The organism is Parahaliea mediterranea (genome assembly GCF_003402235.1).
GTDB classification, from domain to species: domain Bacteria; phylum Pseudomonadota; class Gammaproteobacteria; order Pseudomonadales; family Halieaceae; genus Parahaliea; species Parahaliea mediterranea.
On sequence record NZ_QEWO01000005.1, the window covers coordinates 248,921 to 270,509 of the forward strand.

Here is a 21,589-nt window from a genome sequence, read left to right on the forward strand (position 1 = left end):
GATGGCCACGGCTGTCGCACTGCCACCGCGCTACTACCTCGATAACTTCCGCCGCCTCTGCCACACGGTGGAGGCCCAGTACGGCGACCTGCTGCAGCCCGGCGAAATGCAGCTGCTGCAAGCGTTTTACCGCCTTGAGCCCGGCGCCCAGTGCCTGTACCTGCGCCTGGCCTCCCGGGTTGGGCCCTGGTTCCGCCTGTCGCGCCTGTCCTATCCCGAAATCGGCCACCTGGAGGGGCCGCTTGCCGCCCTGCTGGATGCCGGCTTTGTGCAGCGGGCGCAGGCCCTTGGCGCCGACGAGGCGGGCAGCCTCTACACCCGAGCGGAACTGCGCCAGCGCTTTCCCGACCTGCTGCCGGCCGGGCGCGACAAGGCGGCGGATGTCGCGGCGCTGGCAGCGTGGGTCGCCGATGCGAGCGAGCAGGACGCGCACAGCCTGCTTGCCGCCTGCGCGGGCGATGATGTGATAATCGCCCCCCTGCACCGGGACTGGCTGGCACTGCTGCAACTGCTGTTCTTTGGCAATCGCCGCCAGAGTCTCACCGAATTCATCTTGAGCGACCTCGGCATCGCCCGCTACCCGCCTTATGCGCTGGATCGGGCGCACCGCCTGTTCGCCACCAGGGACGAGGTGGATGACTACCTGGCCTGCGCCGCGCTGGCCGATGCCTACGCCGAGCTGCGCGAGGCCGGCGATCAGGACGGCCTGCTGGCGCTGGCCCGCTCGCTGGTCGGGCAGGCCGTGCAGCACCCGGCTACCGAGGGGCGCTGGTGGCGCCTGTTCAACCGGGTGGCGCGCCAGCTGGAGCGCCTTGATGAGCGGGAGCTTGCCCTCACCCTGTATCGCCGCGCCCAGCTGCCCCCGGCCCGTGAGCGGCAGGCGCGGGTGCTGGAGGCCGAGGGCCAGTGGCCGGCGGTTGCCGCGCTGTGCGAAGCCATGCTCGCCGCCCCCTGGAGCGAAGAAGAACGCGAGGCCGCCGAGCGCATCCTGCCCCGGGCCCGCCGCCAGCTGGGCCAGGCGCCCGCGCCGCGCCGGCGGGACCATTTTGCGCGCCTGGACCTGCTGTTACCTCCCGGGGAGCAGGGCGTTGAGCGCGCGGCGGCGCAGGCCCTTGGCGCCCAGTGGCAGGCGGTGCACTACGTGGAAAATGGCCTGATCAACGGCCTGTTCGGGCTCGCCTTCTGGGAGCAGATTTTCAGCCCCCTGCGCGGCGCCTTTCACAACCCTTTCCAGTCGGCGCCGGCGGATATGTTCGATGGCGACTTTTACCCCCGCCGCCGCGCTGCCATTGATGCCCGGCTGGCGGCGCTGGCAGCGGGCGATGTGCCCACGTTATTGCTGCAGAGCTTTGACGCCAACCACGGCCTGCAGTGCCGCTGGCTGAACTGGCGCCTGCTCAGCCGACCCCTGCTGGAACAGGCCCTGGCGGCCATTCCCGCGGCCCACCTGCTGGCCCTGTGGCGGCGCCAGCTGTTTGACCCGCAGGCCTACCGCCGGGGCTTCCCCGACCTGATTGCCTTTGGCTGTGAGCCGGGCGACTACTGCATGATCGAGGTCAAGGGGCCGGGGGATGCCCTGCAGGACAGCCAGAAGCGCTGGCTGCGGATATTCGCCGCAGAGGGCATTCCCGCCGCCGTGGCCTGGGTGCAGTGGCGCGATGACTGAATACACCATTGCCGTGCGCGAGCTGGCCGCCTTCTGCTTTCGCAGCGGCGATATCGACCATCGCCTGCGCCCGAGCCCCGAGGCGCGGGAGGGCATAGAAGGCCACCAGCGCCTGTACCGCCGCCGCCCGGCCAGCTACCGGAGCGAATACCCCGTTGCAGAGCGCTTTGACTGCGGTGACTTTAGCCTGCATTTGCGCGGCCGCGCCGATGGCTTTGATGTCGACGCAGGCCAGGTGGAAGAAATAAAAACCTGCCGGGTAGACCCGGCCAGCCTGCCCGAGGCGCTAAGCCGCGCTCACCTGGCCCAGGGCCGGCTGTACGCCGCCCTGATCGCGCGCGAGCTGGACCTGCCGGCGCTTGAGGTGCGCCTGACCTGGCTGCAGATCGACGAAGACCGGGAGTTTCCGCTCAGCCAGCACTATCAGCGCAGCGAACTGGAGGCCTTCCTGATGGCGGCCATCGCGCGCTTTGGCGACTGGCTTGGCAAGGTCCACCGGCAGCGCCAGGCGCGGGATGCGAGCCTGGCCAGGCTGGCATTTCCCCACGGTGAATTTCGCGCCGGCCAGCGGGCCTTGGCGGAGCGGGTGTACAAGTGCGTCGACCGTGGCGGCCGCCTGTTGCTGGAAGCGCCCACCGGCATTGGCAAAACGGCGGCGGTGCTGTACCCGGCTTTGCTCGCCCTGGGGCGTGGCAAGCACGAGCGGGTGCTGTTCTGCACCGCCAAGCGCTCCGGCCGGCGCGCCGCCGAGCAGACCCTGGCGCTGTTCCGCCAGCGCGGCTATCGCGGGCGTGCCCTGACGCTTTCCGCGAAGGAGCGCGTGTGCCTGTCGCCGGGCAAGGCCTGCCATGGCGACGACTGCCCCTATGCCCGGGGTTATTACGACCGCCTGCCCCAGGCCATGGCCGCGGCGCTGGCGGCGCCGGCCCTTGGCCAGCAGGCACTTAAGGCCCTGGCCCAGGAGCACACCGTCTGCCCCTACGAGCTGTCCTGGGATTTACTGCCCTGGATGGACACCGTCATCGCCGACTTTCACTACCTGTACAGCTTTACCCCCGCCCTTGCACCGCTCGCCGACAGCGGCCAGCGCAGTTCCGTGCTGCTGGATGAATCCCACAATCTGCCGGAGCGGGCGCGGGGCATGTTCAGCGGCCAGTTGGCACGCAAAAACGTGCTGGCGGCGCGGCGCGGCTTGCAGGTGGGCCCGCTAAAGCGCGGGCTGGATCGCCTCAACCGGGCCCTGCTGGCGCTGGAGAAAACCACCCAGGCCGACGGCGAGGCAGTCCAGCCAACGGTGCCCGAGCCGCTGCGACAGGCGCTGCAGCTGTTTGGCGCCCAGATGGGTGAAGAGCTGGCCCGGCGACCCCTTGGTGTGGCCCGCCACAGCGCCCTGATGGATGTGTACTTTGAAAGCCTGCAATTGCTGCGCTGCATCGATCACTGGGGGGCGGACTTTCGCTGCGAGCTGCGCCTGCCCGGGGGCAAACTGCTGCTGCGGCTCAACTGCCTCGACGCCAGCCGCCTGCTGGCAGAGCACAACCAGCGCCTGCACGCGGTGGTGGCGTTCTCGGCAACCTTGAGCCCCTTCCCCTGGGCGCGGGAATCCCTGGGCCTGCCGGAGGGCAGTGTGTGCTTTCGCGCCGCCTCGCCCTTTGCGCCGCAGCAGCTGCAGGTGACGCTGGCGACGGATATCGACACCCGCTATGGCGGGCGCGCGGCCTCGCTGCCGGCCCTGGCCGATCGATTGCGCCAGTGGCTGCAAGCAGTGAATGGCAACTGCCTGCTGTTTTTTTCCAGCTATCGCTACCTGCAGGACTGCCTGGCGCAACTGGGTGAGGTGCCCGGGCGGCACCTGCTGGCCCAGGCACCGGGGGAGAGCGACGCCGACCGCGAGGCCCACCTGGCCCTGCTGGCGGCGCAGCAGAACGTGGCCCTGTTCGCGGTGCTGGGCGGCAGCCTCGGTGAGGGGGTGGACCTGCCGGGGGATCTGCTCAGCAGCGTGGTGATTGTGGGCGTGGGCATGCCCGGCATTGATGACGATGCCCGCGCGCGCCAGCAGTTGTTCCAGCAGCGCTACGGCGACGGCTTCGCCTATGCATTCCAGTACCCCGGTATGCAGCGGGTGGCCCAGGCGCTGGGGCGGGTGGTGCGCGCCGTGGACGATTGCGGCCGCGCCCTGCTGATCGACCCGCGCTATCGGCACAGCGGCTACCGCGCGCTGTTGCCGCCCTGGTGGGACTACGGCGCCCCGATGCCTATGCCAGTGCCTTTATCAGTGCTGGAGCCCGCGCCGCCGGGGAAAGCCGCTCACTCCCCTGAGGAAGCCACCAGCGCCGCTGACGAAGACCGCTAGAGTGCCTGTTGCACACGGTAGCCCGGTTTTACCGCGGCAAACTGCACTGTGCCGATAATCCGCTCGCGAAAGCCCCCTTCGCAGTAGCAGAGGTAGTACTCCCACATGCGGATAAAGCGCTCGTCAAAGCCCTGGCTGCGCACGGCGTCCAGCTGGGCCAGAAAGCGCTGGCGCCAGTGGGCCAGGGTTTCGGCGTAGTCGGCGGTGATGTCCCGCAGGTGCACCAGTTCCAGGTCGCTGTCTTCGGCCAGGTGGCGGGTGAGCACGGCCAGGCTCGGCAGGCAGCCCCCGGGGAAGATGTAGCGCTTGATGAAGTCCACCGAATCCCGCGCCTGGCGATAGCGCTGGTCCGGAATGGTGATGACCTGTATCACCAGCTTGCCGGCGGGCTTGAGCAGCGCATTGCAGCACCGGAAATACTCGCTGTAGTACTGGTGCCCCACCGCTTCGAGCATTTCGATGGAGACAATCTTGTCGTATTGGCCGCGCAGCTTGCGGTAGTCCTCGCACAGCACGGTTACCTGCTCGGTCAGGCCCGCCTCGCGCACCGCGCGGCAGGCGTAGTCGTACTGCTGGCGGGAGATGGTGGTGGTGGTCACCCGGCAGCCATAGTGGCGCGCGGCATGCAGCGCCATGCCGCCCCAGCCGGTGCCAATTTCCAGCAGGTGATCCTGCGGGGTGAGTTCAAGCTGGCGGCAGAGTTCGTCCAGCTTGGCCTCCGATGCTGTCTCCAGGGTCATGGCGCCGTCGGCAAACAGGGCGGAGGAGTACATCATCGTCGGGTCGAGGAAGAGGGCGAAGAAGTCATTGCCCAGGTCGTAGTGGGCGCCAATGTTCTCCCGCGAGCCGCGCAGGTTGTTGCGGCGCAGGGTGTGGGCCAGCTTGAGGGTCCAGCGCAGCAGGGTGGACTGCTCTGCCTGCATGCGCTCCATGGTGTGCAGGTTGGCGCTGAACAGGCGGGTGACGGTGGTGAGGTCGGTGGATGACCAGTCGCCGTCCATGTAGCTTTCGCCGGCGGCAATCACGCCGCCCTCCAGCACCCGCCGCCAGGCGCGGGGGTGGTGCACCTGTATCTCCGCTGTGGGGCCGTCGGCCTGGCCGCCGAAGCGGTAGCATTCGCCCTGTTCGTGAATCAGCAGCTCGCCGGCGCCGAGGCGGGTCAGTACTTTCATCAGCAGGCGCCGGGCCAGTGCATCCCGCCCGCCGCGGCGGCGGGCCAGGGTGGGCAACGAGGCCGTGCTGATAGAGGTCTGGCTAGTCATTGCGCGCTCCAGAGAGAGATTTGTCGGGGTGAGAGTACAAAGGCATGCCCTTGGCGTAGAGCTTCAGGGCCTGCCAGTAAATGCCAAGGCCCACCTGTGCCGTCATCGCCGGGTAGCGCAGCAGGGCGCGGTGCAGGTTGGCGCGGGTCCAGGGGCGGGCGCTGAGGGACAGGCAGGCGTCGAACACGCGCTCGCCGTCGGCACTGTTGGCCAGGTGCAGTCGCAGGCTGTCGGCGGGAGTGTTACTGCGCCAGTGGTAGTGCATGTTCATGGGCTGGAAGGGCGAAACATGAAAGGCCTTGCTGAAGTCGCGGCGCAACCACTGGCGCGCAGGCTCGGGGCCCTCCAGCACATAGCTGTGGCGCTCCTTCCAGGGGGTGTTGGTGACCTCGGCCACAATCCAGTCCAGCTGGCTTTCATCGCGGTTAAAGCAGTAGTAGCAGGCGATGGGGTTCATGCTAAAGCCAAAGTAGCGCAGGTTGGCCAGCAGGTAGATGGGCCCCTCGGGGTGCTGGCCGGTGGCCTCATGCACCCGTTGGCGCACGGCCTGTGCCAGTGGCACGGCCGGGTCGCCAAGAAAATCCGCGCGCCTGAAATTGGCAGGTCCACGGCCCTCAAAGGACCACAGCGGCGAGGCGTCAAACAGCAGCGGCAGTTCGTCCAGGCAGAGATAGGGCATGAAGACCCGGTAGCGAAACTGGTGTGGCCGGGGGCGGTGCCGGCGGTGCTGCAGCCAGCCCTCGTACAGTCGCGAACGCAGCGCCGTCATGCGGCAACCTGTTGCTGGGGCGAGGCGAGGGCGCGGGCCACGCGCAGGGCACTGGTCACCCCGTCTTCATGGAATCCATTGTGCCAGTAGGCGCCGCAGTACCAGGTGCCGCGCACGCCGTTGATGTCCTGCCAGCGCTGCTGGGCGGCAATGCCCTGCAGGGAAAACACCGGGTGGTCGTAGGTGAAGCGCCCGAGCACCTTGTGCGGGTTGATGGCGTCGCTGTGGTTGAGGGTGACGCAGAAGGTTTCCGGCGCCTGCAGCCCCTGCAGAATGTTCATGTTGTAGGTGACCACCGCGCGTTCGCTGCCGGCGCCCAGGTGGTAGTTCCAACTGCTCCACACCTTGCGCTGGCGCGGCAGCAGGCGGGTGTCGGTGTGCAGCACCACCTCGTTGGACTGGTAGGGCAGGGCGCCGAGAATCTCCCGCTCGGCGGGGGCCGGGTCCTGCAGCAGGGCCAGGGCCTGGTCCGAGTGGGTGGCGATCACCACCTGGTCAAAGCGCTGCTCGCGGCCATCGTTCAGTTGCAGCAGCACGCCGCCGGTGGCGGGCCGGCTCACCGAGCGCACCGGGCAGCCGGTGTGAATGCGCGATTCAAAGCGCCGGCACAGGGGGCGCAGGTATTCCCGCGAGCCGCCTTCCACCACCCGCCATTGCGGCCGGTTCTTGATATTCAGCAAACCGTGGTTGCGGAAAAAGCGCAGGAAGAACTCTAGCGGAAAGGCGTTGATGGTCTCGCTGTCGGCACTCCAGATGGCAGAGGCCATGGCCACCAGGTAGTCGCGGCCAAAGGCCTCGCCGTAGCCTTTGCGGTGCAGGTAGTGGCCCAGGGTTTCGCCGGCTTCCAGAGCGCCCGCGTCCAGGTCGGCCACAGCCTCGCGGTTGAAGCGCAGAATGTCGCGCACCATGCCCAGAAAGCGCGGCGACAGCAGGTTGCGGCGCTGGGCGAACAGGGTGTCCAGGCTGCCGCCGGCGTATTCCAGGCCACTGGCGGCGTCGTGCACGCTAAACCCCATGGTGGTGGGGCGGCTGGTTACGCCAAGCTCGTCCAGCAGGGCGATGAAGTTGGGGTAGGTCCAGTCGTTGAAGACAATAAAGCCCGTGTCGATGGCGTAGCGCCGGGTGCCCAGCTGCACATCCACCGTGGCGGTGTGGCCGCCGACCTGCTGGGCTGCCTCGAACACGCTGACGCGGTGCAGTGTGCTGAGATAGTGGGCGCAGGCCAGCCCCGAAATGCCGCTGCCGATAACCGCAATGTCCAAAATATCTCCTCCCTGAGTGGCACCAAGACGTGCCGCCTGACTGGGCTATTGCTGGATTTACGCCCGGGGTGCGCTCGCGGATCAGATTTTTTTATGCACAACGTGGTGATCCGGCGGCCCGGGGGCTTGCGTATACTCAGCGTAACCCACCCAGCAGGAAGCGCCAGTGGCACCGATGGGCCCACACAAAGACACGGGCATAGACCCGGGCAAAGACAAGGCCAGTGACAAAGGCAGTGACAGCCAGCACTCGGCCCCGCGCGCAGACGAGTGGAGCGAGTGCCTGCAGGCCATTGCATTGCATGCAGACCGCGCCGCCTACACGCGGCTGTTTCGCCACTTTGCGCCGCTGATCAAAGGCTTTGCCCTGGCGGGCTCCAGCCTGTCGGCCAACCACGCCGACGAACTGGTGCAGGAGGTGATGATCAAGGTGTGGCAGAAGTCTGCGGCCTATGACCCGGCCAAGGCGGCAGCCAGCACCTGGATTTACACCATTGCCCGCAACTGCCGCACCGACCTGTTCCGCCGCCTGCAGAAGTTCGATACCCCCCTGGCGGCGGAAGACGTGGCCCCCGATGGCGCCGCCGAGGAGCCCTTCGAGCAGATTCACAGCCGCCGCAACGGCCAGCGCGTGCGCGACCTGATGGCGGGCCTGCCGGTGGACCAGTCCCAGATCCTCGCCAAGGTCTATATGGAGGGCAAATCCCACGCCGAAACGGCGGCGGAACTCGACCTGCCCCTGGGCACGGTCAAGTCTCGCGTGCGACTGGCCCTGCAGAAACTCCAGATTCAGATGACTTCCTGACGCCATGCCAAGCTATCACCCCGACATCGATTTTCTCACCGCCCACGCCGCCGGCAGCCTGCCGCTGGCCCAGGGTGCCTGCGTTGCCGCCCACCTTAATTACTGCCACGAATGCCGACGCACCGTGAGCGCCCTGCAGGACGTGGGGGCCGCCCTGTTCGAGCAGGTGGCGCCACAGCCCGTCAGCGAGCAGGTGCTGGACAGGGTGCTGGCGCGGCTCGACGAGGCGCCGCCGTTGCACTTTGCCAATCACCACCCGGCCGGCGAGAAAACCCCGGCTATACTGCAGCGCCTGATGAGTGGCGATTTTGCCGACCTGGTGTGGAAAAAAGTCACCCGGACGCTGTCCATCTCCTACCTGAAAACCGGCGACCCCGGCCACGAGTTTGCCCTGTACCACATCCGCGCCGGTGGCCGCATTCCCCTCCACGGCCACCGCGGTGACGAGATCACCCTGGTGTTGCAGGGCGGTTTTTCCGATGCCGATGGCGATTACCACGCCGGCGACTTCCTGTTCCGCCGGGCCGGTGAAGAGCACGCCCCCACCGCACTGCAGTCGGAAGACTGCATCTGCCTTGGCGTGCTGGATGCGCCCCTGCGCTTCAGGGGGTGGGCCTATCGCTGGATGAATCCCTTCCTGCGCCTGCAGCCGGGCTGAGCGCTAGCGGCCGGGTAGAGCGCCTGCGGCCGAGTAGAGCGCCTGCAGCCGGGTAGAGAGCATTATCGGTTGATAGGCCGTCTTTGAGGTTGGCGAATGGCCCGGGCCAGTTGGCCCGGCTACCGTTTTTGGCCGGCCTTGCGCCAAACCCGCAAATCTCCTCCAAATGCGTGAGGCGCCCCGGCGCCGTTTCCGCGAGGCTGTTTCTACGGGTCTACATAGTTGGAATGCAGGGTCATTGTTTGGCCCCGCAGGATGGCTACAGTAGGCGATTCGTCGCGCCCGGGGTTAGGGTGCGCGGCCGCCCTGTTTAACGCAGCGGGATTCAGACGATGAATGGCGGGCATAGTTACGGCGGTGTGCCGCACTGTGCTAAAGTCGTTCGCCGCTTTTTTCGAGGCCCCGTATTTTTGGGTTTTCGGGCCGGGCGGTATAGACAAGTAGCTCGCAGAAGTTACAGCAGAAACTATAAACCCACAAGCTTAGACACACAGGTATGGGGTAAAAAATATGCGCATCGCAGTACCCAAGGAGACGCATCCGGGGGAGAACCGTGTGCCGGTTATTCCGGAGACGGTCAAAAAACTCGCCCTGCTCGGCGCCGAGGTCGTTATCGAACCCGGCATGGGGGCAGGCTCCGGATTTTCTGACGAGCAATACATCGAGGCCGGCGCCAGCGTCGAGCCGGATCGCAACAAACTGTTTGCCGAGGCCCAGGTTCTGCTGCGCCTGCGCAAGCCGACCCTGGACGAGGTTGCCCTCATTCCCTCGGGTTGCATCCACATTTCCTATCTCGATCCGTTCAACGAGCACGAACTGGTGCGGGCCCTGCAAATGCAGGGGGTTACCGCCATCAGCATGGAAATGATCCCCCGTACCACCCGCAGCCAGAAAATGGACGCACTGAGTTCCCAGGCCAACCTGGCGGGCTATGTGACCGTGCTGCTGGCGGCCAACCACCTGCCCAGCATCCTGCCGATGATGATGACCCCGGCGGGTACCCTGAAGCCGGCCAAGGTGTTTATTCTGGGCGCCGGTGTGGCGGGCCTGCAGGCCATTGCCACCGCCAAGCGCCTTGGCGCCAAGGTCACCGCCTTCGACACCCGCCCGGTGGTTGCCGAGCAGGTGCAGTCGCTGGGCGCCACCTTCCTGGAGATTGACCTGGGTGATACCGGCGAAACCGCCGGCGGCTATGCCAAGGAGCTGACCCCGGAGCAAATCGACAGGCAGCGCCAGGCGCAGAAGGAAGTGATCGCCCAGTCCGACGTGGTGATCACCACCGCCCAGGTATTCGGTCGCAAGCCGCCCGTACTGGTGACCCGCGACATGGTAGAAGGCATGCAGCCCGGCTCCGTGATCGTGGACATGGCCGCCGAAACCGGTGGCAACGTAGAGGGCTCGGTGCCCGGTGAAACCGTGGAAGTGAACGGCGTGAAAATCATCGGCCAGGCCAACCTGCCGAACAACGTCTGCCGCGACGCCAGCAAGATGTACTCCAGCAACCTGTTCAACCTGGTGGAAGACGTCTGGGATAAGGAGAGCAAACAGTTCGTGGTCGACTTCGAGCACGACATCCTGCCCGGCTGCATCATCACCCACGGCGGTGAGGTGACCAACGAAACCATCAAGAACATTCTGGAGGGGGCCAACTGATATGGAAGCCGTATTCCTCACATTTATTCTCATGCTGTCCATCTTTCTGGGCTTTGAACTCATCAACAAGGTGCCCGCCACCCTGCACACACCACTGATGTCTGGCGCTAACGCGATCTCCGGCATCACCGTGGTGGGCGCCGTGAGCCTGGCCGGCACCGGCCAGCACGACCTGGCCAACTGGCTGGGCGCCGGCGCCGTGGCCCTGGCCACCATCAACGTGGTGGGCGGTTACCTGGTGACCGACCGCATGCTCGCCATGTTCAAGAAGAAGGGGGGCTGATCGTGGAAAGTACTCAACTGATTATTCAGCTCGCCTACGTTGTTTCCGCGGCCCTGTTCATCTTCGGCCTGAAACTGCTCGGCTCCGCCGCCACCGCCCGCAAGGGCAACCTGCTGTCGTCGGTGGGTATGCTGGTGGCCATTGTTGCTGCCCTGCTGGACAAAGGCATTGTCGAGTACCAGTGGATCATCGCCGGGGTACTGGTGGGGGGTGCCATCGGTGCCGCCGCAGCGCGCCTGGTGCAGATGACCTCCATGCCGGAAATGGTGGCCCTGTTCAACGGCTTTGGCGGCATGGCCAGCCTGCTGGTGGGCGCCGCGGCGCTCGGCACCGCCACCAACACCTTCACGTTGGTTACCATCGTCCTGTCCATCCTGATCGGCGGCCTGACCTTCACCGGCTCGCTGATCGCCTGGGGCAAGCTGAGTGAAACCATCGGCTCCGGCGCGGTTATGTTCCGCGGCCAGCAGGTCGTCAACAGCCTGATTGTGCTTGCCATCCTGGCCAGCGCGGTCATGTTCTGCCTGCAGCCCGAAAACCCGACCTGGCTGTATGCGGTGATCGGCCTGTCCCTGCTGTTCGGCATCATGGCGGTCATTCCCATCGGCGGTGCCGACATGCCGGTGGTGATCTCCCTGCTGAACTCCTACTCCGGCCTGGCCGCCTGTGCCGCCGGTTTTGCGGTCAACAACAACATCCTGATCGTAGCGGGTTCGCTGGTGGGTGCCTCCGGCATCATCCTCACCCAGATCATGTGCAAAGCCATGAACCGCTCCCTCTCCAACGTGCTGTTCTCCGGCTTCGGCAGTGTCAGCAGTGAAGAGACCGAGATCGAAGGTGAGATCAAACCCATCTCCGTCGAAGACGCCTACTACGTACTGGAGGCCGCCTCCAGCGTGGCCATCATCCCCGGTTACGGCATGGCCGTGGCCCAGGCCCAGCACGTAGTGAAAGAGCTGACCGAGCTGCTGGAGAAAAAGGGCGCGGAAGTGAACTTCGGCATCCACCCCGTGGCCGGCCGCATGCCCGGGCACATGAACGTGCTGCTGGCCGAAGCCGACGTGCCCTACGACCAGCTGCTGGAGATGGACGACATCAACCCGCGCATGGAAACCGTGGACGTAGCCATCGTCATCGGCGCCAACGACGTAGTGAACCCCGCCGCGCGCGAAGTGGAGTCGTCCCCCATCTACGGCATGCCCGTGATCAACGTGGATTCCGCGCGCACCGTGTTCGTGCTCAAGCGCTCCATGGCCTCCGGCTTTGCCGGGATCGAAAACCCGCTGTTCTACAAAGAGAACACGCGCATGCTGTTCGGCGATGCAAAAGAGTCCATCGGCGGCCTGATTCGCGAACTGGCTGGCTAACCTGCCGCCATCGCCCCCGCCCAGGTGGGGGCCATGCCTTGCTTAACGCCGGCCATTGAGCCGGCGCTCTCATTTAAGGCTCCGATGGAGACATGCTGCGCTGGGTCAACCCACTCATCCATCCGCTGGGCTGATTACAACCTGGGGACCTGTCCCGAGGACATGTGTATAGATTTCTGTCGTAGTGACATCGCGGTGCCCCAGAAGCTTTTGGATGGTTCGAATGTCGTAGCCTTTTTGCAACAGGCGCGTGGCAAAGCTGTGCCGGAAGGTGTGTGTCTTAACTGGCTTGTGAATGCCTGCCTTTAGCACCGCGGCGCGAAGATGTTTGCGCAGGCCTGTGTGGTGAATATGGTGGCGACGGATCACTCCGGAGCGAGGGTCTGGCGCCAGCCGAGATGAGGGGAACAGGAACTGCCACCCGGGACTGGTCGCGGCATTGGGATACTTTCGTTCCAGTGCATGAGGTAGATAAACCTCACCAAAACCATCGGCCATGTCCTGCTGGTGCAGTGCCAGCACTTTCTGAACTTGGGCTTGCAGGCGATCTTGGACTGACGTTGGCAATAGAGTACTTCTATCCTTGTCGCCTTTTCCTTGCCTGACGATGATTGTTCGCAAGGCAAAATCAATGTCCTTTACTCGCAGATTCAGGCACTCCTGCAGCCTGAGACCACTACCATAGAGCAGCTCCACCATCAGCAGTGGCGTCCCCGTCATGCAGGACAGGATCTGCTTTACCTCCTCATGCGAGAGTACTGTGGGAAGCTGGCGCGTTGGCTTCGCCCGCTGAAAAGTGAGCGTCTCGGCCGGCAGGCCGAAGTGCTTCGAATACAGGAACATCAGTGCATTGAGTGCCGTGCGCTGCGTGGAAGGAGACGCATTCGCGGAAACAGCCAGATGATTGAGGAACGCTTCAATTTCGGCACTACCGAGATCCCTTGGATGGCGCTTATCGTGAAAATAGATAAATCGCCTTATCCAGTGGAGATAGGTTCGCTCCGTTGCGTAGGCATAGCCACGGGCACGAATGTCGGCGCGAAGGACATCCATAAAGCGATTTGACCGGGAATTAACGCGGGGCGGAATATTGTCCATAAAGTTGTCCCAGACAAGTGCGTCCGAAAGTCTTGTTTTCAGCCGGCCATAAAGGCAAGTTAATGGCCGTTTTTAATGAGAAAAAGTCGAATGATTTGGGAGGCTTCATTCACCAGACCGCATATACTGGGAAGCTTGAGCAGACTGTCCCGTTGACAAAGGGCCGCAACTGGCAGTGTTGGCACTGAAAAACTCAGTGAGCCCTGGTTGGCCGGTTGCGGATATAGGCATGTAAGGCTTGTTGTGCGGCTTGATTTTTGCCAGCCTGAGCAGGAGATAATGAGCAATGTTGATATCAGAATATTTCAAATTAAGTGGCTGTTATGGAGCCAGGCCAAGTTTGTCGTTCTTTCGGTGCAGTTTGTGAGTAATGTGCTGAGTTCAAGTCCGCAGTTTTGTTCTTCTTGGCAGTCGGCAAGAACGGTAGTAACGTCAGCTTTATCGCTGCTGGCTTTTGGTTCGTCCATCGCCATCAGCACCACAAAATTATCCAGCATCTTGCAGCCATTAGCAGGCTGGGAGGTTACGGCAAGTTCACAGCAGTTGTTGTGGGGCAGTTTTTAACAGGGCAGGTGTTTATGACGGGCACAGCGTTTTTAACCACTTCGCATCAGCACCGTGCCACGATTGGCATCCATAACCAGGGCAGGCAGTGGGACCACCAAACCGCCGCTTCGCTTTGGTTTGGCGGCCCCTGCTGCTGGCGTTATGTGTCCGGATTGTCCGATGCTCGATAGAGATGAAGCAGAGAAAATCGCGAGAAAGTGGATTGACGCTTGGAATTCACACGATCTTGACCGCATTTTTGATCTTTACGAAGATGACTTCACTATGACCTCTCCGTACATCTGCTCTCGAATGAACATAGAATCCGGCGTCTTAAGCGGAAAGAATGAAGTACGCCCGTACTGGGAGAAGTCATTGATGATGAGACCTCCGCTAGAATTCATGCTTAAGGGTATCTTTTCTGGTGTTTCATCAGTGGTTGTACTGTATGAAAGCAATAGAGGGGCCACGGTCTGTGAAACCCTAGAAATTGATAGTAACGGGAAAATTAATTCGGGGTGCTCACAGCATGGCTACTGGTCTTTCGAAGGCACATAACAAGTGTGGGTTACGGACGGCGTACCGCCGCCGCAACCACAGGCGTTAGAGCGCAATGAATAATTTCGTGCCAATCGTTGTATGTGCTGATGTAGGATCAGTTGCGAAAGGAAATTTTGGTTGGTGGGCTTCGACCGGAGATTCCGGTGACCGGCCTTCGACATTATCGCGCTTCATTGCTAACTCACTATCTAAGGGCGAAGCAGTTGCTGTGGGCTTCGAGTGTCCACTCTTTGTGCCACTGCACGACGACGAAACTCGTCTCACCTCCGCTCGGCCCGGGGAAGGAAGTAGAGCGTGGAGTGCTGGCGCTGGGTGTGGCGCCTTGGCTACTGGTCTTGTTCAGGTCGCTTGGATACTTTCAGCTATACGTAGGGAGCTTCAGTCAGATGTGCCGGCATTTTTGAACTGGGTAGATTTCGTCACGGAGCAAGGCGGCCTATTCATATGGGAGGCATTTGTGTCAGGCGCCTCGAAGGGCTCTAGCCACATTTCAGATGCTCGCCTCGGTGCACAGGCATTCTACAAATCTTTGCCGAATCCTGAACAGGCCAATGCTGTAACTTGTACCGGGTCTATCTATTCACTGGTGGGTGCTGCGCTACTAAGATCGGGATGGAATTCTGATACCTCCGTACTTGAACAGGCGTGTCTAGTCGTAAAGGCAGAGGAAAATGCGCTCTAACAAGCAGCGGCACATCGCCGCCTTCGGCGGCTGGACTAGGCACTTCGTGCCTCGCCTGTGCGCTGGGCGTTATGGTGCCTAGCAAAGTATGAGCCAAGTACTATCACACCAATACGGGAGGCATGGTTCTACTGTATTAAATGAAATATTTGCCTTGCAACAAATTCCACATCAAGGACAGGAACCAAGAAAGGCTCAAGTAGTTTTCTTTGGGCTTGACGCAAACTACTCGCCTGAAATATCAAAGTATCCAGATTTCATGGCAAAGATTTCCGAATATCATGAGGATGGTGTGGGATTCTGGAAAAAATATGGGGTTCATCACCCCTTTTTGTTGGATTCATACCCGTTAAAGAAGAACACTGGCGGTGTTCCGTACCATAGAAAATTCACATGGCTAGGCTTAGATAAAGCCTACGCAGAAAAAGTAACTTTCATCGAAATACTGCCGTTTCCAACTACCGGGCGAACTATTCCTTCAAAGTTTTGGTCTCTGTTCGATTTGGATCATGCCAAGAATATAGATTCACTCATTCTATCTGGAGAGAGCCGACTTGTTATTCTCTCAAAGTCTCTGTTTAGCGAGTATATGCAGGAGGCAAGGAGAAAGCATAACGTGTTCACTTGGCTACCGACTGAGTTTTGCCTGGGAGAGATGAAACGTATCGGTAAAACCCTTATATACGGAGCGCCGCACTTCTCCAGCACAAACTACAAAAAATCAGTGTTTGAGTCATTGGGCACTGAAGTTCGGAAGTTCTGTGAAAATGCACCATAACAAGGGCAGGCAATACGCCCCTTCGGGGCCGGACACTCAACCAGCCGCTTCGCGTCTGGTTGGGCGCCGTTGCTGCCGGCGTTATGTGCCGCCAATACAAGGAATCGCACTTTGCCTGAAGTAAAAACAGTTGGCCTTTTCCTGATTACTGCGCTTGCAGAAATTATGGGCTGCTATCTACCATATCTTTGGCTGCGGGAAGGAAAGTCGATTTGGCTGCTAGCACCCGCAGCACTTAGCCTAGCCGCATTTGCTTGGCTTCTGTCCTTGCATCCAACAGCAGCGGGCCGGGTTTATGCGGCCTATGGCGGGGTATACATATTTATGGCCATTTTGTGGTTGTGGGCAGTCGATGGTATTCGTCCAACATCTTGGGACCTCATCGGCTCTGGGGTGGCATTGTTGGGCATGGCAATTATCATGTTCGCACCACGTGGCACATAACAAGCACGTGCAGTTAGCCGCTGAAAAGCGCTGCGGGACAGCCAAAACGCTGCGCTTATTTGTCTGCCCCTGGCGTGGGCGTTAAGTTGCTAGTTTATGAAGTACGTCATTGGTTCAATCATCGGATTACTAGCAGGATTACCTCAGGGATTAGGTCCAATCAAGAATTTCTTTCAGGTAGATGTGCTACCTGAATCCACCGTTCTAACGATCGTATTATTTGGATTATTGGGCGGTATTGCGATGGGGATTTCTCTACTTTTCGGAAACGCGGAACCTTTCGGAAAGCTCTCGAAGTCTGTAGAGAATTATTTCGACCTTTACTGTTTTATGATGATTGGCACTCTTTCAATCGGAATACCCATTATCGTCAGGGTTGGCCTCGAAAATGTTTACTCCAGCAGTCTATTCAATGGCCTATTCTTCTCATTCGTCGGTTTAGGTTTGCTCGTAGCGGGGGTTGTGAAATGGCTTCAGCGGCCGTCAACTTAACAAGTCAAGGCAGCAAGGGCGCTTGGCGCCGGGATTCGCTAACGCGGGCCCCTGCTTGAAGTGTTAAGTGGCAAGAGGAATGCAATGAACCCGAAGGCTTTTATTAACTATTTCCCCGAAATAGCATCTCTTGATAAAGACAGGCAAGAGGTTTTATTAGAAAAAGCGCGTTACGTCTCTTTTACTGATTTAAAGCTATCGGGTAAGAGCGCGCTTTATTTCATTTTATCGCTTTTGGTTGGCTTCACTTTTCCAATTACTAGCTTTCTTTTCTTTGGTACCTCTATATTGATTAATAGTCTGTTCATCGGAGTGGGGTGCTTTGTATCGCTCTTGCTTTACAAAAGGTTATATTCATTGTTACTTCAGCAGGGCTTAAACGAGATTTTAAAAAGCAATGCCACCTAACAAATCAATCAACAAACTTGCCGCGCTCGCTGTGACGCCTAACTTCTGCGGCTTCGCTATTTTCGCAGCAAGCATTCGCCCGTTATCGGGGCGTTCCGCGCCTTCGAGTTGCCTAGCCAGGTCCATACGTTTATGAAGAATACGAACGATCTCAATTTCAGTATCCGAAAGATTGCGATAGAAGATTACATGACTACCATTAGGAAATTTACGATAGCCCATTTTAATCGAATCGCAGGCAGCCCCATCTTCGGGGCTATCGGCTAGCATATGGAAAGCATCGTCAAATTCTTGGCGTAAATTCTACGCTGCTCTCTGCCCCACCGGCGCTGGTTGTAGGCGGCAATCGATTTAAGGTTGGCTTTAGCGGCTTCGGTAAGGGAAAATGGCCCCATTAGCCAAGCTCTTCATCGAACTCATTCATCAGCGCCTCGTAGCTGTATTCGGCGGTGCCGCTCTTCTCACCTTCTTCGAGCAAACGTCTGAGCATGGCAGTTTTCTTCTCTGTATCTTCAAATTGCCGCAGAGCGGCTCTAACCACTTCGTTGGCTGAGGCGTATCTTCCCTCGGCTATTTGCTGTGCTATAAATCTTTCAAAATGTTCGCCCAGAGTAATGCTGGTGTTTTTTGCCATGCCCCACCTCTGCCAGTACCAATATGTACCCAATAATGGTTCCCGGCCCGTAACAACTCAAGGCAGCAAGGGCGCTTGGCGCCGGGACGCGCTCACAGCCGCAACTGCAGGAGTTAGGGGCTCCTCGCCTCTCCCAGCGCTTGTCAAAGCCAAGTCGGTGGTATAGTTTATATACCATTATGGGTTTTCAGTACGACCAAAGGAAGAGCGCTTCGAATCTCAAAAAGCATGGGATTGATTTTGTGCAGGCTCAACTCTTATGGGAGGACCCCAACTTGGTGGAGTTGGCTGCAAGGTCTGATGATGAGCCAAGATCAATCGTAATTGCTCGTTTCAATGGGCAGTATTGGTCTGCTGTTTTTACGTATCGAGACGAAGACATTCGATTGATATCGGTCAGACGGTCCCGGAAAGCTGAGGTAGAGCTCTATGAAAGCTAAAGATTTCGATAAAAAGTTCGATCAGGGCAAGGAAGACATAATCAATGATTTGGACATTTCTAGCCTGAAACGACCGAACCAGACTCCACGGAGAGTCAACGTAGATTTTCCCGAGTGGATGATCGTATCTCTCGACAAAGAGGCCGCAAGGTTGGGTGTTACTCGCCAGTCCATCATTAAAGTATGGCTGGCTGAGCGCCTTGAACACGCCCCCAGCAAGTAAAGTGTACGGACAGCACCGCTGTGGCGAGCGTTAGCACCCCACAAGAGTCGACGCTGTAATAAGGCCAGTACGTGGGACGCACTTACAGTGCACCCTTATTGGCGGCGTTATAAAAATGAGCGAACTTAGTACCGGTATTAGCGCGGGTCACTACCGCTCAGTTTGATTCAGATACTGCTTAAAACCACCGCTTCGGGTACTGTTGCTTGGAAATAAGCCGGTGGTATAGCACGCCAAATACCACGATCAGAACTGTTCCTGCTGTTACTGGCATGATCAGGAAGTCCCAATGCTCGCCTGCGAGCATGACAACTAGGGGATTGGCACCCGCCGGTGGGTGAGTGGTATCGGTTAACAACATCAAGCTTACCGCTAGCCCTACTGCAACTCCCATAGACCAGGAGGAAACTCCCGTGAAAGCTGCGATAGTAAGGCCGATTGTCGTGGTTAGGAGGTGTTCTACGATGATATTCCTAGGTTGTGCCAGAGGACTTTCCGGCAATCCGAAGAGGATTACCATGGTGGCCCCAAAGGGCGCCATTAGCCAGACGGAGGCCTGAACTCACTACCCAGGCTGCTTAGTGCGGTAATGCACAGCATGGGACTAATCAATACACGCCGGACAGCTTGTTGCCACTGAATCGCCGGTGCACGTAGATCAGCCCGCCCAGGGAGGTCAGCCCCACCAGGAGTCCCACCGGGTCTGCATAGGGTTGCGGCAGGCCAAAGCCGATTTCCGCTGTCACGATGTAGGACAGCGTGACGCTGGTGCCCACAATCGCCGGCAGGCTCACTATCCAGTGAAAAGCGCCTCTGTCGAACAGGTATTTGGTCGCCAGCCACAGCACGCTGGTGGACAGCAGCATGTTGGAGAAGGCGAAGTAGCGCCAGATGAGGGAAAAGTCGATTTTGGTCATCAGGTAGGCGATGGTCAGAATCGGCACGGCCAGCAGCAGGCGATTGCGCACGCTCTGGTGGATATCAAAGGCGTCGATAATGGTCAGGCGCAGGGAGCGGAATGCAGTGTCGCCAGAGGTGATGGGGAAGACGGCCACGGCAATCACGGCCATGATGCCGCCGGCCACGCCCAGGTAGCTTGAGGCCACGTGGTTGACCACCAGGCCCGGCCCGCCCTGGTCCAGCAGTGCCTTCAACTCAAGGTAGCCACCGGGAAAGGCCGCCATGCCCGCCGTGGCCCACACGCAGGCCACCAGCCCTTCTGAAATCATGGCGCCGTAGTAGACCGGCCGAATGTACTTTTCGCTGGTCAGGCAGCGCGCCATGATCGGCGCCTGGGTGGAGTGAAAGCCGCTGATGGCGCCGCAGGTAATGGTGACAAAGAGCAGTGGCCACACCGGCAGGCCGTCGGGGTTGGGTGCCAGCAACTGGTGGTGGGCATGACCCTGTTCGAAATACGCAAAAAGCGAGCCCATTTGCGGCAGTTGCGGGGCGTGCAGCAACAGCGCCGCGCCCATCGACACGGTCATCACCACCATGAGCAGGCCAAAAACCGGGTAGAGGCGGGTAATGATTTTGTCGACCGGCAGCAGCGTCGCCAGGAAGTAGTAGCCGAGAATCAGCCACACCCAGAAGGCGTTCTCGCCGAGCGGGGTACCGTCGAACAGTTCGAGGTTACTCAGCAGGCCAGCGGGGCTCATGGTGAACACCACGCCCACAAAGAACAGCAGCATGGCGGTAAACAGCAGCATGATGCCCTTGAACAGGCCGTTGAAGTAGTGGCCGGCGATTTCCGGCATGCTCTTGCCGTCTTCCTTGACGCTCAGCACGCCGGAAAAATAGTCGTGCACTGAACCGCCGATGATATTGCCCAGCACAATCCACACCAGCGCGACCGGCCCGTACAGGGCCCCCAGGATCGGGCCGAAGATCGGGCCCACGCCGGCGATATTCAGAAACTGAATCAGGAAGGCCCTGACCGGGTGTACGGCCACGTAGTCGACGCCGTCCTCGAACTTCGCCTGCGGTGTCTTGGCTTGTGGGTCGATGCCCGCCTGCCGTTCAATAAAGGGGCTGTAAAAACGATAGGCGAATAGCAACAGGCCAATGCAGAGAAAGAAGACCAGCATGCGGATGTCCCATGGAGAGCGGCAGGGGAATGAGCGCGCAGTCTTGGCTACTGTATCGGCAAGGTCAAGTAGACCTTGGTACCATCACGAGCCCGTGTCGCCACTTCGCCGGCTCACCCAGGCGGAAGCCACAACCCCAACAAACAGGGAACTGGCAATCACCGCCAGTGACACCACATTGGGTATCTCCACGTGGTGCTGCAACAGCATTTTTATGCCCACGAACAGCAGGATGAAAACCAGGCTGACCTTCAGGTAGCGGAAGCGCTCGATCAGGTGAGCCACCAGGAAGTAGAGGCTGCGCAGCCCCAGGATGGCGAAAACGTTCGAGGTGAATACCAGGAAGGGGTCGGTGGTGACGGCGAGGATGGCCGGAATGGAATCCACGGCGAAGATCAGGTCCGCCCATTCCACCATCACCAGCGCGAGCAGTAGCGGTGTTGCCAGTAGCCTGCCGTGTTCCCGCACCAGGAAGCGCGTCCCCCGATAGTCCTGGGTCACGGGTAGCAGGCGTTGCGCAAGTCGCACCACGGCGATGTCCTCCACCGCTGTTTCAGAACGCAGGGCCAGCATGCGCGCGGCAGATAGCAACAGGATTGTCCCGAACACATAGGTCATCCAGTGGAAGTGAGACATCAGATTGATGCCGACGCCAATCATGACGCCGCGCAGAATGATGGCTCCCAGCACGCCCCAGAACAGCACGCGGTACTGCAGTTCGGCGGGCACACGCATGAAGTTGAAAATCAGCGCGAACACGAACACATTGTCCACCGATAGTGACAACTCGATCAGGTAGCCAGTGAAATACAGTACGGCGGCTTCACGGCCATTCAGGTCCAGGATGGATGTCAGGCCCCAGCCGAGCCAATTGGTTTCGTAGAGAAAGTAGATGTATGCGGTAAAGCCCAGGCCGAGTGCGAGCCAGACCAGCCAGCGGCGCAGGGCCTGATGGGCGTCGAGTGTGGTGGGTGTGCGATGCAGGATACCGAGGTCGATGACGACAAGCGCTGTGACCAGCGCCAGAAAAGACAGCCAGATAAGTAGGGTCACGGTGTGGAATCTCTGTCGGGATGGGGGCCGCTTTCCATTGCCGGCGGCAGCAGCGTGGATGCGTT

The 21,589-nt window shown here is 60.3% G+C and carries 23 protein-coding genes and 1 pseudogene; 15 read left to right on the top strand and 9 right to left on the bottom strand.

Annotation, left to right across the window (positions count from 1 at the left end):
• Position 1 precedes the first annotated feature (1 nt).
• Both DDZ17_RS16025 and DDZ17_RS16030 read left to right on the top strand, forming a co-directional pair.
• The gene (locus DDZ17_RS16025; protein WP_157976682.1) at positions 2-1,666 is read left to right on the top strand and encodes a VRR-NUC domain-containing protein; all 1,665 of its coding nucleotides are present in this window, start codon (positions 2-4) and stop codon (positions 1,664-1,666) included.
• Entirely contained in the window at positions 1,659-4,019 is a 2,361-nt protein-coding gene (locus tag DDZ17_RS16030) for an ATP-dependent DNA helicase (RefSeq protein ID WP_170150228.1), read from the top strand. The genes DDZ17_RS16025 and DDZ17_RS16030 overlap by 8 nt, the downstream gene beginning before the upstream one ends.
• Here DDZ17_RS16030 and DDZ17_RS16035 read toward each other — a convergent pair.
• Genes DDZ17_RS16035 through DDZ17_RS16045 form a run of 3 tightly spaced genes read right to left on the bottom strand, consistent with a single transcriptional unit; the run spans position 4,016 to position 7,312 of the window.
• Complete coding sequence (locus DDZ17_RS16035; RefSeq protein ID WP_116367977.1) at positions 4,016-5,281, bottom strand: SAM-dependent methyltransferase; 1,266 nt, start codon at positions 5,279-5,281, stop codon at positions 4,016-4,018. The two genes, DDZ17_RS16030 and DDZ17_RS16035, sit on opposite strands and share 4 nt — an antisense overlap.
• On the bottom strand, positions 5,274-6,050 hold the full coding sequence (locus tag DDZ17_RS16040) for a DUF1365 domain-containing protein (protein ID WP_241505918.1): 777 nt from the start codon (positions 6,048-6,050) through the stop codon (positions 5,274-5,276). Before DDZ17_RS16040 ends, DDZ17_RS16035 begins: the two co-directional genes overlap by 8 nt.
• Entirely contained in the window at positions 6,047-7,312 is a 1,266-nt protein-coding gene (locus DDZ17_RS16045) for an NAD(P)/FAD-dependent oxidoreductase (RefSeq protein ID WP_116367978.1), read from the bottom strand. Before DDZ17_RS16045 ends, DDZ17_RS16040 begins: the two co-directional genes overlap by 4 nt.
• A gap of 175 nt (positions 7,313-7,487) precedes the next feature.
• On the opposite strand from DDZ17_RS16045, the gene DDZ17_RS16050 reads away from it, so the two are divergent.
• From DDZ17_RS16050 to DDZ17_RS16070, 5 genes are all read left to right on the top strand, one after another.
• Positions 7,488-8,117 carry a sigma-70 family RNA polymerase sigma factor gene (locus DDZ17_RS16050; protein ID WP_116367979.1) on the top strand — a complete coding sequence of 210 codons (630 nt, stop codon included), beginning with the start codon at positions 7,488-7,490 and terminating at the stop codon, positions 8,115-8,117.
• A gap of 4 nt (positions 8,118-8,121) precedes the next feature.
• On the top strand, positions 8,122-8,775 hold the full coding sequence (locus tag DDZ17_RS16055) for a ChrR family anti-sigma-E factor (RefSeq protein ID WP_116367980.1): 654 nt from the start codon (positions 8,122-8,124) through the stop codon (positions 8,773-8,775).
• A gap of 510 nt (positions 8,776-9,285) precedes the next feature.
• Positions 9,286-10,428: a Re/Si-specific NAD(P)(+) transhydrogenase subunit alpha gene (locus DDZ17_RS16060; RefSeq protein WP_116367981.1), complete on the top strand. Its 1,143-nt coding sequence runs from the start codon at positions 9,286-9,288 to the stop codon at positions 10,426-10,428.
• A 1-nt stretch (position 10,429) separates the two neighbouring features.
• Complete coding sequence (locus DDZ17_RS16065) at positions 10,430-10,711, top strand: NAD(P) transhydrogenase subunit alpha part 2 (protein WP_116367982.1); 282 nt, start codon at positions 10,430-10,432, stop codon at positions 10,709-10,711.
• Between the two features lie 2 nt (positions 10,712-10,713).
• On the top strand, positions 10,714-12,078 hold the full coding sequence (locus DDZ17_RS16070) for an NAD(P)(+) transhydrogenase (Re/Si-specific) subunit beta (protein WP_116367983.1): 1,365 nt from the start codon (positions 10,714-10,716) through the stop codon (positions 12,076-12,078).
• A 114-nt stretch (positions 12,079-12,192) separates the two neighbouring features.
• On the opposite strand, the gene DDZ17_RS16075 is transcribed toward DDZ17_RS16070, so the two are convergent.
• The gene (locus DDZ17_RS16075) at positions 12,193-13,176 is read right to left on the bottom strand and encodes an integron integrase (RefSeq protein ID WP_116367984.1); all 984 of its coding nucleotides are present in this window, start codon (positions 13,174-13,176) and stop codon (positions 12,193-12,195) included.
• Positions 13,177-13,455: 279 nt separating this feature from the next.
• Between DDZ17_RS16075 and DDZ17_RS22455 the strand changes: the two genes are divergently transcribed.
• The 6 genes from DDZ17_RS22455 (at position 13,456) to DDZ17_RS22465 (ending at position 17,087) form a co-directional block, all read left to right on the top strand.
• Entirely contained in the window at positions 13,456-13,740 is a 285-nt protein-coding gene (locus DDZ17_RS22455; RefSeq protein WP_157976683.1) for a hypothetical protein, read from the top strand.
• 162 nt (positions 13,741-13,902) lie between these two features.
• Positions 13,903-14,280 (top strand): nuclear transport factor 2 family protein, encoded by a 378-nt coding sequence (locus DDZ17_RS16080; RefSeq protein ID WP_157976684.1) that lies wholly within the window; start codon positions 13,903-13,905, stop codon positions 14,278-14,280.
• Positions 14,281-15,053: 773 nt separating this feature from the next.
• Positions 15,054-15,743 carry a hypothetical protein gene (locus tag DDZ17_RS22460; RefSeq protein WP_157976685.1) on the top strand — a complete coding sequence of 230 codons (690 nt, stop codon included), beginning with the start codon at positions 15,054-15,056 and terminating at the stop codon, positions 15,741-15,743.
• 111 nt (positions 15,744-15,854) lie between these two features.
• Positions 15,855-16,187: a YnfA family protein gene (locus tag DDZ17_RS16085; RefSeq protein WP_116367986.1), complete on the top strand. Its 333-nt coding sequence runs from the start codon at positions 15,855-15,857 to the stop codon at positions 16,185-16,187.
• 96 nt (positions 16,188-16,283) lie between these two features.
• Positions 16,284-16,679, top strand: coding sequence for a hypothetical protein (locus tag DDZ17_RS16090; protein ID WP_116367987.1), 396 nt, complete (start codon positions 16,284-16,286; stop codon positions 16,677-16,679).
• Positions 16,680-16,763: 84 nt separating this feature from the next.
• Entirely contained in the window at positions 16,764-17,087 is a 324-nt protein-coding gene (locus tag DDZ17_RS22465; RefSeq protein WP_157976686.1) for a hypothetical protein, read from the top strand.
• Here DDZ17_RS22465 and DDZ17_RS16095 read toward each other — a convergent pair.
• Positions 17,067-17,357: a type II toxin-antitoxin system RelE/ParE family toxin gene (locus DDZ17_RS16095; RefSeq protein WP_241505919.1), complete on the bottom strand. Its 291-nt coding sequence runs from the start codon at positions 17,355-17,357 to the stop codon at positions 17,067-17,069. The genes DDZ17_RS22465 and DDZ17_RS16095 overlap by 21 nt on opposite strands.
• Before the next feature lie 124 nt (positions 17,358-17,481).
• Positions 17,482-17,721 (bottom strand): type II toxin-antitoxin system ParD family antitoxin, encoded by a 240-nt coding sequence (locus DDZ17_RS16100; protein WP_116367988.1) that lies wholly within the window; start codon positions 17,719-17,721, stop codon positions 17,482-17,484.
• A gap of 179 nt (positions 17,722-17,900) precedes the next feature.
• On the opposite strand from DDZ17_RS16100, the gene DDZ17_RS23050 reads away from it, so the two are divergent.
• Together DDZ17_RS23050 and brnA are read left to right on the top strand one after the other, a co-directional pair.
• Positions 17,901-18,161 (top strand): BrnT family toxin, encoded by a 261-nt coding sequence (locus tag DDZ17_RS23050; protein WP_206613567.1) that lies wholly within the window; start codon positions 17,901-17,903, stop codon positions 18,159-18,161.
• Entirely contained in the window at positions 18,151-18,384 is a 234-nt protein-coding gene (gene brnA, locus DDZ17_RS16110; protein WP_116367989.1) for a type II toxin-antitoxin system BrnA family antitoxin, read from the top strand. Before DDZ17_RS23050 ends, brnA begins: the two co-directional genes overlap by 11 nt.
• 178 nt (positions 18,385-18,562) lie before the next feature.
• Here the strand turns inward: brnA and DDZ17_RS23055 are convergent.
• The 3 genes and pseudogenes from DDZ17_RS23055 to DDZ17_RS16125 form a co-directional block, all read right to left on the bottom strand.
• Positions 18,563-18,928 (bottom strand): annotated as a pseudogene (locus tag DDZ17_RS23055) (HPP family protein); the annotation flags it as partial.
• 64 nt (positions 18,929-18,992) lie between these two features.
• Positions 18,993-20,471: a carbon starvation CstA family protein gene (locus tag DDZ17_RS16120; RefSeq protein ID WP_116367991.1), complete on the bottom strand. Its 1,479-nt coding sequence runs from the start codon at positions 20,469-20,471 to the stop codon at positions 18,993-18,995.
• Positions 20,472-20,555: 84 nt separating this feature from the next.
• Complete coding sequence (locus DDZ17_RS16125) at positions 20,556-21,524, bottom strand: TerC/Alx family metal homeostasis membrane protein (RefSeq protein ID WP_116367992.1); 969 nt, start codon at positions 21,522-21,524, stop codon at positions 20,556-20,558.
• Positions 21,525-21,589 lie beyond the last annotated feature (65 nt).

Excerpts from the sequence above, each read along its gene's own strand:
- DDZ17_RS16025 (WP_157976682.1), top strand. The coding sequence starts at position 2 with ATGGCCACGGCTGTCGCACTGCCACCGCGCTACTACCTCGATAACTTC.
- DDZ17_RS16030 (WP_170150228.1), top strand. The coding sequence starts at position 1,659 with ATGACTGAATACACCATTGCCGTGCGCGAGCTGGCCGCCTTCTGCTTT.
- DDZ17_RS16035 (WP_116367977.1), bottom strand. The coding sequence starts at position 5,281 with ATGACTAGCCAGACCTCTATCAGCACGGCCTCGTTGCCCACCCTGGCC.
- DDZ17_RS16040 (WP_241505918.1), bottom strand. The coding sequence starts at position 6,050 with ATGACGGCGCTGCGTTCGCGACTGTACGAGGGCTGGCTGCAGCACCGC.
- DDZ17_RS16050 (WP_116367979.1), top strand. The coding sequence starts at position 7,488 with ATGGGCCCACACAAAGACACGGGCATAGACCCGGGCAAAGACAAGGCC.
- DDZ17_RS16055 (WP_116367980.1), top strand. The coding sequence starts at position 8,122 with ATGCCAAGCTATCACCCCGACATCGATTTTCTCACCGCCCACGCCGCC.
- DDZ17_RS16060 (WP_116367981.1), top strand. The coding sequence starts at position 9,286 with ATGCGCATCGCAGTACCCAAGGAGACGCATCCGGGGGAGAACCGTGTG.
- DDZ17_RS16065 (WP_116367982.1), top strand. The coding sequence starts at position 10,430 with ATGGAAGCCGTATTCCTCACATTTATTCTCATGCTGTCCATCTTTCTG.
- DDZ17_RS16075 (WP_116367984.1), bottom strand. The coding sequence starts at position 13,176 with ATGGACAATATTCCGCCCCGCGTTAATTCCCGGTCAAATCGCTTTATG.
- DDZ17_RS22455 (WP_157976683.1), top strand. The coding sequence starts at position 13,456 with ATGAGCAATGTTGATATCAGAATATTTCAAATTAAGTGGCTGTTATGG.
- DDZ17_RS16080 (WP_157976684.1), top strand. The coding sequence starts at position 13,903 with ATGCTCGATAGAGATGAAGCAGAGAAAATCGCGAGAAAGTGGATTGAC.
- DDZ17_RS22460 (WP_157976685.1), top strand. The coding sequence starts at position 15,054 with ATGAGCCAAGTACTATCACACCAATACGGGAGGCATGGTTCTACTGTA.
- DDZ17_RS16090 (WP_116367987.1), top strand. The coding sequence starts at position 16,284 with ATGAAGTACGTCATTGGTTCAATCATCGGATTACTAGCAGGATTACCT.
- DDZ17_RS22465 (WP_157976686.1), top strand. The coding sequence starts at position 16,764 with ATGAACCCGAAGGCTTTTATTAACTATTTCCCCGAAATAGCATCTCTT.
- DDZ17_RS16095 (WP_241505919.1), bottom strand. The coding sequence starts at position 17,357 with ATGCTAGCCGATAGCCCCGAAGATGGGGCTGCCTGCGATTCGATTAAA.
- DDZ17_RS16100 (WP_116367988.1), bottom strand. The coding sequence starts at position 17,721 with ATGGCAAAAAACACCAGCATTACTCTGGGCGAACATTTTGAAAGATTT.
- DDZ17_RS23050 (WP_206613567.1), top strand. The coding sequence starts at position 17,901 with ATGGGTTTTCAGTACGACCAAAGGAAGAGCGCTTCGAATCTCAAAAAG.
- brnA (WP_116367989.1), top strand. The coding sequence starts at position 18,151 with ATGAAAGCTAAAGATTTCGATAAAAAGTTCGATCAGGGCAAGGAAGAC.
- DDZ17_RS16120 (WP_116367991.1), bottom strand. The coding sequence starts at position 20,471 with ATGCTGGTCTTCTTTCTCTGCATTGGCCTGTTGCTATTCGCCTATCGT.